The sequence below is a fragment of the Calidifontibacillus oryziterrae genome, assembly GCF_000331575.1.
Lineage (GTDB): Bacteria > Bacillota > Bacilli > Bacillales > Bacillaceae_J > Calidifontibacillus_A > Calidifontibacillus_A oryziterrae.
In genome coordinates this window covers 636,948-650,078 of sequence record NZ_KB223527.1, presented here as the reverse complement: position 1 = coordinate 650,078, position 13,131 = coordinate 636,948, and the positions used below count along the sequence as shown (strand labels likewise).

The 13,131-nt window shown below is 36.4% G+C and carries 11 protein-coding genes and 1 other annotated feature; of the genes, 7 read left to right on the top strand and 4 right to left on the bottom strand.

The genetic code is table 11. The features are described from left to right. Window positions 1-249: 249 nt before the first annotated feature. Both D612_RS0111815 and rnz read left to right on the top strand, forming a co-directional pair. Entirely contained in the window at window positions 250-1,533 is a 1,284-nt protein-coding gene (locus D612_RS0111815) for a DNA polymerase IV (protein WP_026092479.1), read from the top strand. A 102-nt stretch (window positions 1,534-1,635) separates the two neighbouring features. Beyond that, window positions 1,636-2,559: a ribonuclease Z gene (gene rnz, locus D612_RS0111810; RefSeq protein ID WP_026092478.1), complete on the top strand. Its 924-nt coding sequence runs from the start codon at window positions 1,636-1,638 to the stop codon at window positions 2,557-2,559. A 64-nt stretch (window positions 2,560-2,623) separates the two neighbouring features. Here the strand turns inward: rnz and D612_RS0111805 are convergent, their stop codons facing one another. From D612_RS0111805 to proI, 4 genes are all read right to left on the bottom strand, one after another. Continuing rightward, window positions 2,624-4,843 (bottom strand): thiamine pyrophosphate-dependent enzyme, encoded by a 2,220-nt coding sequence (locus tag D612_RS0111805; RefSeq protein WP_407637470.1) that lies wholly within the window; start codon window positions 4,841-4,843, stop codon window positions 2,624-2,626. Window positions 4,844-4,919: 76 nt separating this feature from the next. Continuing rightward, a complete protein-coding gene (locus tag D612_RS0111800; protein WP_017755687.1) occupies window positions 4,920-5,933 on the bottom strand; it encodes a 2-oxoacid:acceptor oxidoreductase family protein in 1,014 nt (337 codons plus the stop codon). Window positions 5,934-6,194: 261 nt separating this feature from the next. Then, a complete protein-coding gene (gene namA, locus D612_RS0111795) occupies window positions 6,195-7,217 on the bottom strand; it encodes an NADPH dehydrogenase NamA (RefSeq protein ID WP_017755686.1) in 1,023 nt (340 codons plus the stop codon). Between the two features lie 120 nt (window positions 7,218-7,337). Continuing rightward, window positions 7,338-8,183: a pyrroline-5-carboxylate reductase ProI gene (gene proI, locus D612_RS0111790; RefSeq protein ID WP_017755685.1), complete on the bottom strand. Its 846-nt coding sequence runs from the start codon at window positions 8,181-8,183 to the stop codon at window positions 7,338-7,340. 43 nt (window positions 8,184-8,226) lie between these two features. Continuing rightward, window positions 8,227-8,450 (bottom strand) — a binding site (T-box leader). 141 nt (window positions 8,451-8,591) lie between these two features. Between proI and D612_RS0111785 the strand changes: the two genes are divergently transcribed. The 5 genes from D612_RS0111785 to D612_RS19490 all read left to right on the top strand — a co-directional run bounded on the left by D612_RS0111785 (window position 8,592) and on the right by D612_RS19490 (window position 13,105). Beyond that, a complete protein-coding gene (locus D612_RS0111785) occupies window positions 8,592-9,569 on the top strand; it encodes an MBL fold metallo-hydrolase (protein ID WP_017755684.1) in 978 nt (325 codons plus the stop codon). A gap of 26 nt (window positions 9,570-9,595) precedes the next feature. After that, the gene (locus D612_RS0111780; protein ID WP_017755683.1) at window positions 9,596-10,387 is read left to right on the top strand and encodes an SDR family NAD(P)-dependent oxidoreductase; all 792 of its coding nucleotides are present in this window, start codon (window positions 9,596-9,598) and stop codon (window positions 10,385-10,387) included. A gap of 181 nt (window positions 10,388-10,568) precedes the next feature. Then, window positions 10,569-11,213 carry a response regulator transcription factor gene (locus tag D612_RS0111775; RefSeq protein ID WP_017755682.1) on the top strand — a complete coding sequence of 215 codons (645 nt, stop codon included), beginning with the start codon at window positions 10,569-10,571 and terminating at the stop codon, window positions 11,211-11,213. 28 nt (window positions 11,214-11,241) lie between these two features. Next, window positions 11,242-12,762, top strand: a complete 1,521-nt coding sequence (locus D612_RS0111770) for a sensor histidine kinase (protein WP_017755681.1) — start codon at window positions 11,242-11,244, stop codon at window positions 12,760-12,762. 172 nt (window positions 12,763-12,934) lie between these two features. Then, entirely contained in the window at window positions 12,935-13,105 is a 171-nt protein-coding gene (locus D612_RS19490; RefSeq protein ID WP_017755680.1) for a hypothetical protein, read from the top strand. The last annotated feature ends 26 nt before the right edge of the window (window positions 13,106-13,131 follow it).

Here is a 13,131-nt window from a genome sequence, read left to right as displayed (position 1 = left end):
ACTTTTATGTACTGCGCCCCGGAAATTAGAGTGATAATCTACTTTTGGGCGTCGCCCCATAATGGAGTCCCTTTCATTATGTAATTTAAAACGACGTTGGACTTCAACTATTACTGCTGATGCGTCGCCCCATAATGGAGTCCCTTTCATTATATAATGAAAAAAGCTATATTAAAGAAGAGCAAAACTTTAAAAGTGGATACAATCCATAATTGGGTAAGTTTTCTAAATTACGGAAGTGATAGTGTCATGTCTAATCAATATCCTAAAAAAGGCCGCGTAATACTACACGTTGATATGAATAGCTTCTATGCGTCAGTAGAAATGGCATATAATCCTGAGCTAAAAGGAAAACCGTTAGCGATAGCCGGAAATCCTGAAGAACGGCGTGGAATTATCGTCACTTGTAGCTATGAGGCAAGGGCGAAAGGTGTCAAAACAACGATGCCGCTATGGGAAGCAAAAAGGTTATGTCCTGAGATCATTGTCATGCGACCGGATTTTGCAAAGTATCGGAAAGCTTCATTAGCAATGTTTCAAATTTTGGCACAATATAGTACCTTGGTCCAGCCTGTTTCAATTGATGAAGGTTATATGGATATAACGGATAGTAAAGCGTTAGGAACACCAATTGAAATAGCTGAAAAAATTCAAACACAAATCCTAGCGGAACTCGATCTCCCATGTAGTATTGGAATAGCCCCCAATAAATTTTTGGCAAAGACGGCTTCAGACATGAAAAAACCGTTGGGGATCACAATTTTACGAAAACGTGATGTGCCCGATATACTATGGCCTTTAAAGGTTGAAAACATGCATGGCATTGGTAAACGGACCGCAGAAAAATTAAATCAAATTGGAATTATCACAATCGGTGAGCTAGCGAAAGCTGATGAATACCAGCTTAAACAGCTATTAGGGATCAATGGTATACGCTTAAAGGAACGGGCGAATGGGATAGATCCGCGTCCTGTTGATCCAGATGCAGTATCAGATTTCAAAAGTATTGGGAACTCGACTACGTTGCCAGAGGATACAACGGATGAACAAGAAATAAAAAGCGTTTTGGAGCGACTTGCGGAGTCTGTTGAAAAAAGGATGCGGCGTCAGCAAATGGTGACTTGGAATGTTCAAATAACAATTCGCTATTATAACCGTCTAACGGTTACTCGAAGTCGGAAGCTAAAAAGTGCAATTTTTACGAAGGATGATCTTTTAAAAGCAGCCTGGCAATTATTTGTAAAGCATTGGAATGAACAACCTATTCGTTTATTAGGAATTACTGCACAAGATTTGGAAGAAAAGCACGACTCGACGAAACAATTAAATTTGTTTACATATGAGGGTGATGTTAGAGATGAACCTTTAGTTTCAACCATAGAAAAGCTAAGGGATAAGTTTGGTGATCATATAATTGCAAAAGGCGTTACGAAGTCTACCAGCAAAAAACATATCGCGGATGAAGCTATAGAACCGACTACAAGCTTTCAAAAAGACTTTTTACGCGACTATAAGTTCGGAAAGAAAGACTGAGTACGAAAAGAAACACTATAAGTTCGGAAAGAAAGACTAAGTATGGAAAGAAGGAGTATAAATTCGGAAAGTAAGACTAAGTATGGAAAGGATGATCAAACATTGGAGTTAATATTTCTAGGTACAGGTGCAGGTGTTCCTGCAAAGCATCGGAATGTAACGGCGATAGCACTTGATCTGTCGCAGGAACGCGGAACAACTTGGTTGTTCGATTGTGGAGAGGCGACTCAGCATCAAATTTTACATACATCAATAAGGCCACGAAAAATTGAGAAGATTTTTATCACACATCTCCATGGTGATCATATTTTTGGATTACCCGGTTTGCTTGGCAGCCGTTCTTTTCAAGATGGTGAATCATTATTAACGATATATGGTCCGAAGGGAATTAAGGAATTTGTTGACGTGTCGTTAAAAATAAGTTCAACTCATTTGAAATATCCACTTGAAATCGCTGAAATAGAAGAGGGGATTGTGTTTGAGGACGATCAGTTTATCGTCGAAGCAGGCAGATTAGAGCACGGCATTATAAGTTTTGGATACCGATTAATTGAAAAAGATATAAAAGGTGCACTTCAAGTTGAAAAATTAACAGAGCTTGGCATATCTCCTGGGCCGATTTATCAACAATTAAAAAATGGCGAAACAATAACTTTAAAAGATGGAACAGTCGTCAATGGTGATGATTTCGTAGGAGAAGACAAACCAGGTAGAAGACTTGCGATACTAGGTGATACACGCTACACTGAAAAAGCAATTGAATTAGCTTGTGACGTTGATTTACTTGTCCATGAAGCAACGTTTGCGTATGAAGACGAAACAATTGCGTATAATTATTTTCATTCGACAACAGTTCAAGCAGCACAAGTTGCTAAGAATGCAAATGCAAAAAAGCTTATCTTAACACATATAAGCTCACGTTACCAAGGTCAAGATATTCATCAATTGGAAGCTGAAGCTAAGAAGGTTTTCGAAGATGTTTCAATCGCCAATGACTTCTGGCGATATACATTAACTAGAAGGTAGAAAGAGCGTCTCACTTAAACGTGAAACGCTCTTTTGCAGTCATTAGGCGTCTGCGCCTTTTTCCTTACAAATAAGGATTTTCGTGTTTTGATTTTAACCGTTGCCAACGACGCTCAATTTCTTGTTCGAACTCACGGAGCATTTCGGCATTTTCTTCTTTTAACAAATGCTTTGTTTTGCCCATATATTTTAACCATTCAGTAAGTTCAACCTTAGATTTCTTTTCCTCTGGGTTATATGTGATCGTTGTTTCACCACGTTCAACCTCATATAGAGGGAAGAAGTTACAATTTACTGCTGCTTCCATAATAGTTGCACCAAAACGATCTTCTGATTTCCAGTTTAACGGGCAAGTGATTAATATTTTTCCATATGCCATTCCTTCATTTTGTGCATACCATTGTGCTTTAGCTGCTTTTTTCACTAAGTCCTGTGGAAATGCCTCAGTTCCAGTAAAGACATAAGGAATGTTTGTTGCAGCCATAATTTGTGCTGTATCTTTATGGTGGAATGCTTTACCTTTTTGGTTTTTCCCTACATTAGTCGTACTTGTCATATGGCCAAGTGGAGTTGAATATGACATTTGGGAACCAGTATTCATATAACCTTCGTTATCATATTCAAGAATGATAAGCTTGTGATTACGGTTTGCAGTACCAATGGCAGAGCCCATACCAATGTCCATTCCACCATCACCAGTGATCATTACAAACGTAACATCATCTGCAAATTCAACTTCACCACGACGACGCATTTCATAAAAAGCTTCCACAGTACCAGATAATGTTGCAGGTCCATTTTGGAATAAATTATGAATCATTGTTTGCTTATGTGATGTATAAGGATAACCAGTTGAAACAACGTATCCACATCCAGTATGGAACAATGTTACAACATCACCTTCAATTCCTTTAAAGAATAACTCTAGCCCTGGGAAAATTCCACAACCTGGGCAAGCACCATGACCAGAACCTAAACGCTTAGGTTTGTCTGTTAATTGGCGTAATGGCGGAACTTTAACGTTTACTTTATTTGTCTTTGGATCAGGTGTTACTTCAATTAATCCTGATTTAAATGCACTGCCGTGCATCGGTTCTATAACTGGCTTCAATTTGGATTTCGGATCACCAGGTACTACCCCAAAGTAGTCAAACGGCTTTTCAGCATAGCCTTTTTCCATCGCGTCAATTGCAAGCTGGAACATCTGTAATGCTTCTTCATCAAAGAAGTCTTTTCCACCGAGACCGAATACCCGACTTAAGACGATTGTTTTGTTATCTTTATCATCTTGAAGAGCAGACTTTATTTCATGAGTTAAATTAGGTCCATTTGCGCCGTAAGAATCAGCACGTTCACCAACAAGCAAAGCCTTCACATTTTTAAGGGCATTACGAATGTCAGCTGTTGGGAATGGACGAATAATGTTTGGACTAATAACCCCAGCTTTAATGCCCTTAGCCCGTAATGTATCAACTGCATCCTTAGCAGTTTCTGCCGCTGAATTTAATAGGAATAATGCTACTTCTGCATCTTCCATCATATATGTGTCTAATACATTGTATTTTCGACCAGAAATAGCTTCATACTCCTCCGCTACTTTCTTATATACATCATAAGCATTATAGAGGGCGTTTGATTGCTGATAATGATTGTTAATTAAATCATCACCTAACATGTGGGCACCAATTGTCACCGGTTTTGTTGGATCAATTGCAGTAGGGTAGTCTGTTTTCCGTTCACCAACAAATTGTTGCACGATCTTTCGATCAGTAAAATGTTGAACTTTACGCTTTTGATGAGATGTAAAGAAGCCGTCATAGGCAACTATAACAGGCAAACGTACATCAGAGTGTTCAGCGATTTTTAGGGCCATAATGTTCATATCATAAACAGCTTGTGGTGTACGGGCAGTTAAAATGACCCAGCCGATATTTAAACCAAAGTAAAGGTCTGAATGGTCACCGCGAATATCTAATGGTCCACTAACGGAACGTGTTGCTAGATTCATAACCATCGGGAAACGTGTTCCAGATTGAACTGGAAGCTGTTCAAGCATGTACATAAAGCCGTTTGCACTAGTTGCATTAAAGACGCGAGCTCCAGCTACAGCAGCACCATAACAAATACCGGCTGATCCATGTTCACCATCTGCAGCAATTAATTTGATATCATGCTCGCCGCGAGCCTTCATTTGATCTAAAAATTGAGCCACCTCTGTTGATGGTGTAATTGGGAAGTATCCCATAATGTGGTAGTTAATTTGTGCCGCAGCCATAGCAGCCATTTCATTACCTGATTCAAATGTAACCGTCTGTTCAATCTTACTAGTAGTTTTTAGATTTTCTTCAGAAATTGACACCTTACATCACTCCTCCAGATACTCTTGGGAAATTACGGGCCACTCGATTACTTTCAGCAAATCCAATTGTTTCACGAATATCAGTTAACGCTTCTGTAGGACAAACCTCCACACATTTCAAACAACCTTTACAATATTGATAATCAATTCCTTCTAAAAACATTTGGTCTCTACCGCGTTTATCTTTACGTTTTTCCCAAATAAAGCAGAAATCTGGGCAAACGGTGTCGCATTGAGCGCAGTTAATACATTTTTCAATTTCCAAATTTGGGATAAAACCTTGGCGAGAACCGCTTAAATCTTTCGTTATGCTATTTGCTTGAGCGGTAATAATTCCACCCATTTCTTGAGTCTCGTAACCTAGCTGTGGTTCTGGAAGTTTAAAAGTTTTACCTTCTGCACCTTCAGGAACTTTATATTCCTTAAATTGAACACTATTATAACCTCGGTCAAACGTACGAATGTTTGCTTCAACAAGGTGAGGGTATTTCTTTTCAAAAGTTTTTCGAATTACTTGTTTCATCGCTTCCGGATCGAGGAAATCACAAATACGGAACAACGCACCGAGCATAGCAGTATTGACCTTTGTTTTTTCCTCAACAGCAATTCCAAGTGCATCGACAATTGCTAGCGTGCCGTATTCTAGCTGAAGATCTTCTTTTACTTCATCAAAATCACGAGTAGTGTTTACTAATACAATTCCGTCCGCTGGTAAACCGCTTACAACATCAACCGTTTTATAAAGTGCTTCATGGAAAACACCAACAACATGCGGTCTCATAATCGGGCTGTGGACGCGAATTTCAGTATCTGGATCACAAAAGCGGATAAAGCTTTTTACAGGTGATCCTTTCTTTTCAGAGCCATAGGATGAAAAGTTAGAGCCGTTTAAGCCTAAGCCTAACACGCCCGCTTCAGCAAGCATTTTTCCAGCCAAGTTAGCTCCAAGTCCACCGATTGACTCTAATCTAATACCATAAAATCCTAAACTATTCTTCTTTGGTAAAATTGACATTTTTTAAATCACCCCTAGCAATCTAATTTTTAAAAAAAAATGATTGTTTTCTAGATTATATATCCTATTATACATAAAGCCAAGTTAAATGTTAAATATTTTTCAAAAAAACATTAATACACATCTGAAAAAGTGTGATAAAATCCTTATAATCACTTGTTTTTTTACCTGTTGATAATTATATAACAGACAGTTTGTTGTGTTATAACAGCATGGACAAACTTAAGCAAAAAATAAAAGATAGGTTGCTAAACCTATCTTTTAAAAATTCCAACCCCGTTCATATTGTTTCGGAGTTTCAATCTTTGTATTTAATTGGCAAGCGGCATGAAATGCCCAATAAGGATTTCGCAGCAATTCTCTCCCGATAAATATCAAATCCGCTCGATTATTTCTTAAGATTTCCTCTGCTTGTAGACCTGATGTTAATAAGCCTACTGCACCGGTTAATATATGAGCCTCATTTTTAATTCGATCAGCAAATTTTACTTGGTACCCAGGGTAGACATCGATATTAACAGGGACTACAGATCCAGAGCTGCAATCAATTAAATCAACACCTAGGATTTTTAATTCTTTAGCATAGTTTACGTAATCATGAATTGATAGCCCTTCAGGATGATGATCACTCGCTGATATTCTAACAAATAATGGACCATCCCACTCGGTCATAACTGCTCGGATCACTTCACGTAAAAAGCGAAAACGATTTTCGGCGTTGCCACCAAACTGATCGCTCCTTTTATTCGTTAAAGGTGAAAGAAATTCATTAATTAAGTAACCGTGTGCAGCGTGGATTTCAACCACATCAAATCCTGCTTCTTTTGCTCGGCGAGCTCCGGCTTGAAAAGCGGCAATGGTTTCAGTTATTTCTGCTTCGCTCATCTCTTTTGGAGTTTTCATTTTTTCTTCAAAAGGAATTGCTGATGGAGCCAATATTTCCCCTTCTAGTTTCGCTTTTCTTCCGGCATGTGCGAGTTGAATCCCAACCTTTGCACCATGCTCATGACAGAGATCAACTATTTTCCTCAATCCATCTATGTGGTCGTCATCCCAAATCCCTAAATCGTGACTAGAAATTCTACCTTGTGGCTCAACAGCCGTCGCTTCAACTATAATAAGTCCGATCTGTCCAACTGCCCGACTTGCATAATGAGTTAAATGCCAGTTTTGGACCTTGCCATCTTGATTAGAAGATGAGTACATGCACATTGGCGACATTACGATTCGGTTTTTAAATGTAACATTTTTAATCGTTAAAGTTGAAAAGAGCGCCGTATTCATGATATTATCCCCTTTCATAACATAATGAGTTTAGGATTAGTTAGTAGCTAACAAAATATAGCAACTAAGCCTTTCTTTAAAATATCATATAGAAGGGCTATGAATCCAGCTATGTCACTATTATCTTAGTTTTATCATCATATTTTCGATTTCTGCACCCATCTCATGAGAACGATGAGCAGCACGTTTTATACAATTGATCATCGCTTCCTGGTATTGATATTCCTCTAATACTTTTAAGCCAGCCTCGGTTGTTCCGCCGGGACTCATGACTTCTTTTCGTAATGTAGAAGGATGCTTTGGTGAAGCTTTTAACATTTCGGCCGCGCCCTTTATTGTTTGTAAAATTAGTTCTTTACTAACTTTTTGATTTAATCCTAGCTCCAACGCAGCTTTTTCCATTGCTTCTACTAAATAATAGACATAGGCAGGTCCGCTTCCTGATAGGCCTGTTACAGCGTGAAGATCTGTTTCATCAACTAATGATACTGTTCCGATTGTTAAAAATAATGTTTCAGCAATTTTTTGGTGTAGATCAATAGCGTATTGACCTCTTGATATTGCAGTTGCCGATTCTCCGATTGCCGCAGATGTATTCGGCATGGCACGAATAATTGGGATGTTAATTCCTAGTAAATCCTCAATACTTGTTGTAGATACACCGGCAATTACAGATACGAGTAGATGATTTTCAGTTATGAACGGCTTCAAGCCATCAAGGGCAGCTGTGACATCCTTTGGTTTCATAGCTAAAATAACGACATCCGCTTTTTCCAAGGCAGCTGCTTGATCATGAGTAACATTAACTCCATATTCTTGTTTAAAAAATTGTAATTTCGCCGTATTAGAACGATTCGTTACAATTAATTGCTTTGCAACAAAAATTGTGCTATTCAACATACCAGATACCATCGCTTCAGCCATAGAACCTGCACCAATAAATGTAAACGTTAGATTTTTATACACTTTAAATCCCCCCAAATGAAAATAAAAAGACCTTTCCGTCCATAAAAAGGACGGAAAGGTCTTGATCCGCGGTACCACCTTTATTGACATCAATCGTAAAACAAACTATTGATGTCCTCTTGCTGCTTGTAACGTGAGCATACGATCAGGTTTCCCTAATAGCTCCAGGGTAGGTTCAATATGCATGGTGCAGTAAAGTCTTTCAGCCAGTGGACTTTACTCTCTTTTGCAATAACAATATTTACTAATCCCTTTCAACGCCGAATTAATTTATGAAATATTTTGTTTATTTAAAATATTATGCGCGCTTTTAGTTTATAATGTCAATAGTTTTTTTTTAGTAAAAAATAACTTTATAATGATAAAATAGTAACGAGTGGATAGTGGTAGATAGAAAGGGAGATATAGGTGGATATACAAATCAATGAAATAAACGGTGTTTATCAAATCGTATTACCTACACCGTTTTCAGTTGGACCAATTAACGTGTATTTAATCAAGGGCGATGTAGTAACATTAGTAGATATGGGTCCAAAAACTAAAGAAGCTTGGGCTGTTTTTTGCGAATCACTTAAACAAATCAATCTAAAACCTGAGGATATTGAACAAGTCGTGTTAACACATCACCATCCTGATCATGTTGGATTATTACAATTTATGCCAGAGAATTTAACTGTAGTAGGTCACCCGAAAAATAATCCTTGGTTAAACAAAAGTGAGGATTTTATCAAGCTGCATGATGATTTTTTTATGACATATTTTAAGCGCCTAGGCGTTGAAGACTGGATGCATTTGCCGGTGATTGAAAGTATGAAAGCAACTCTTTCCTATGCTTGTGATAATCGTGTGATTTCCCATGAAGTACATGATGGTGATCTACTCCGAGGGTTAGAAGATTGGAAAATACTTGAAACTCCAGGTCATGCGGGTAGTCATATCGCTCTTTATCGAGAAAAGGACGGGTTAATGATGGCTGGAGATTTAATTATCGAACATGTTTCCTCGAATCCTCTTGTGGAGCCGCCATATCCTGGTGAATCGGAAAGAGCGAAAGCATTACTTCAATATCATGAATCTTTGCGAAAATGCTTGCAATTAGATATAAATCTGGTGTTAGCTGGACATGGAAGAAACGTGGAAAATTGTCATGCATTGATCGATATGCGGATGCAGAAACAAGAGGAACGAATGAGTCGTGTATATGAATGGTTAAAAGAAAAGCCATTAACTGCATTTGAAATTAGCGAGCTACTATATCCTACACTATATAAAAAAGAACTAGGCTTAACGCTTTCAGTAGCTGTAGGTCAATTAGATTTACTTGAAGAAAGAAACTTAATTGCAATAGATAAAGCAAATGATGTTTGGAAATTTTTCGCCTGTTAATATTCACAACTGTCGAGGTGAGATGATTGCAAAAGCTACATCGTAAAAACATAGTAATTACAGGAGCCTCATCTGGAATTGGGGAAAAAGTTGCGATGAAGGTAGCTGAATTGGGAGCGAGACCAATATTACTTGCCCGTTCAATCGATAAAATAAGAGCAATTAGCGAATCTATTAATGAAAAGACGGCAGTAAATTGTTTGTATTATCAACTTGACGTAAGTGATTTTGAACAAGTGAAGGTCGTTTTTAAAGGCATTATAAATGATATTGGTCATATTGATATTTTAATTAACAACGCTGGTTTTGGCATTTTTGATTCGTTCTATGAATCAAAATTTGAGGATATTGAACGAATGTTTGCGGTAAATGTTCTTGGGTTAATTGCCTGTACGAAAGAAGTCCTCCCCTCGATGATCGGCCATAATAAAGGTCATATTATTAACATTGCCTCGCAAGCAGGGAAATTTGCAACGGCAAAATCAAGCGGGTATTCAGCTACAAAGCATGCGGTTCTTGGTTTTACAAACAGCCTCCGAATGGAACTTATTAATACAAATATTATTGTATCTGCTGTAAACCCCGGCCCGATTGAAACAAACTTTTTTACCATTGCAGATAAATCGGGGAATTATGTGAAAAATGTAAAACGGTTTATGCTTAAATCAGATTATGTAGCAGACCAAATTATTCAGCTGATGATTTTGCCGAGGCGGGAATTAAATTTACCTGTTTGGATGAATGCTGGAAGTGTTGTGCAGACCTTATTTCCTGGTCTTTTTGAGAAGCTTGCTGTAAAATTCCTTAACAAAAAATAATATACATTTTTCGCTATAAACCGACATCGATATGTCGGTTTTTGTTAGTTTTATTGGAAAAATTAAACGGAATTTAAATTGTTTTTGAAGTTTTTGTCAGTTAACATAAAAGTAGGAGGTGGTAAATATTTGAAATTAGTTGTTACTACTTTATCATTTTGAAAATTTGTGAGGTGAGTAAATGAAGATTAGCATATTAATTGCAGATGACCATACGATCGTCCGTACAGGGATAGTAAGACTTCTAAGTTGCGAGAAGAATGTGAACATTGTAGGTGAATCAAAGGATGGGATTGAAACATTCGAGAAAACTATGCAACTCTTGCCTGATGTAGTCATTATGGATTTGTGCATGCCTGGTGAGTCTGGATTGGTGACTCTAAAACGTATAAAGGAACATCTACCAAATGTGAAAGTGCTTATTTTAACGATGCATGACGAACCGGAAATGGTATTAAGTGCATTAGAGAATGGCGCTGATGGTTACATATTAAAAAGCGCAGATAATTTTGACTTAATAAAAGCAATAGAAGTTGTCAATAGCGGTGAGTATTATATTTTTCATAAAGGAAATAGACAGTTAAGTGATTTTTACAAGAATTATGAACAAGAAGTAAATAGCAAACAACAACCATTATCAGCTCGGGAACAAGAAATACTAGGATACATAGCAAAAGGCTACACAAATAAAGAATTAGCTAATATGCTGTTTTTATCTGTTAAAACATTAGAAACCTACCAGGCGAGAATCAAAGGGAAAATAGGTGTAAAAAGTAGGCCTGAATTGGTCAAATATGCTCTTAAGAAAGGATTGTTGAATTATTAAAGCAAATTTATATTGGTGGTGAGGAGATATGTATTTTTACCGCTTCAATAATAAATATGCTAAACATGGTATTAAACTTATTGTTGTAATTGGAGTCATTCACATTTTCTATAAAACATTTAATCAACCTTATAATCCAGATTATTATGTATTATTACACCCGTTATTTGGAATTTTTACAATTATTGTAGCTTCCCTTATTTTTATGCAAGGAACTTTTTCGTATAAATATGATAATGGTGGATTCGAATTTATTATTGGCTTAGTTTTCTTTACTGTAGGAACGTATGAATTTTTCCATATGGTTACTTATAACAACTTGTTTTCTGGAGTAAATCAAAATTATGTACGTTCTAATCAGTGGTTTTTAACATTATCAAGATTATACGAAAGCATAGGGATATGTTTCGCTTTCTTATTTAAAAACTTTTTAAATCAATTATCAATGAATAAAAATAACATTCTACTCTCATTCATAACTTTTACGTTTACCTCAGTGGCGTTACTTTTTTCTTTTTCAGAATTCCTACCTTTATTGATTTCTAAAAATGGATTAACAAGTTTTGGGATTAAACTTGTCTCTATTATAGTCATCTTTCTTTTCTTAAGTATTCTTATCCTATCAAACTGTTATTATCTAACTAAAAACCTTGATTATATATTTATTATTATTGGCCTATTATTGTTGCTTTTAGGAGAAACAGTATTATTCAAAGCTAATAATAACTTTGAAATGCAATTGCTAGCAGCTCATTTCTTTGATATGCTAGGTTATTTCTTTTTATTGAAAGGGATTTTTTACTCTAAATTTAGCCGGATTTATCTTGAATGTGAGTTAGTAAAACAAGAATTGGAATTAGTGAAAAAAAAATTAGTGCAAACGAAAAGCTCGATCAAAAGAAAAATTAACAAAATTAAAGAAAATGAAAGAAAACGAGTATCTCAAGATTTACATGATAGCATTGGCCAAACTGTATTCGCGATGGCGCTAGAACTAAAGCTTTTGAAAAAAAATGGTTCGGATACAACAATAAATGAGCAAATTGAAAATTTAGAATTAATGTTAGGAAATTTAAAGATTGAAGTGAAAGAATTAGCGTTTAAACTTAGACCTTCTTTAGTAGAAGAGGTTGGTTTAATATCAGCACTAAAATCTCTTATAGAGCGGATTAATAGACTTTATAACAAAAAGATTACAATTACTTACGAAGGTTTTTCTGACCATTTGGTTAACCCAAAAGTTGAAAATGTTATTTTTCGAATTTGTCAGGAATCGATAACGAATGCGATGAAATATGCTCACGCTGATCAAATCAACGTGAGTTTAATAGAATCTGAAACATCTCTTACAGTAATGATCAAAGATAATGGGCGAGGGTTTTTATATAGGCCAGAATACTATGAGGAGAAAAATCTTGGTTTAATCGGGATGAGAGAACGTGCTTATTCTGTTAATGGTTCATTTTCAATTTCAACTGAAAAGGGAAAAGGGACGATCATTCAAGTTCAAATACCGAAAATGGAATCGTATTTTAAAAAAGAATTGTAGGCTTATTTTGTAAAAAAACCTCGAATTAGGGGAATTTATCAAGAATATTAAGGGAATACCCCGATAACTAATTATGTTAAATAGTTCCATAATTGGAAATAGAGGAAGAATTGCAAATAATTACCTAGGTAATCACGGACACTTCTCTAAAAAATTTTAATGAGGTGGTGTTTTGAACAGGATTTCTTTAGAACATTTGAGTGAAAAAATAAAGGAAAAACAAACGGAAGCTCTTAAAGGTTTGCATGAAAGCAATAACAGTCTATATTGGTTTGGACGTGTGACGATGTGTCAAGAACTTCTTAAAATCTTCCGCTGTGACGGCGATAACGAGGAGGATTAATCGTAGATAGCTTCGATAAGGATTCT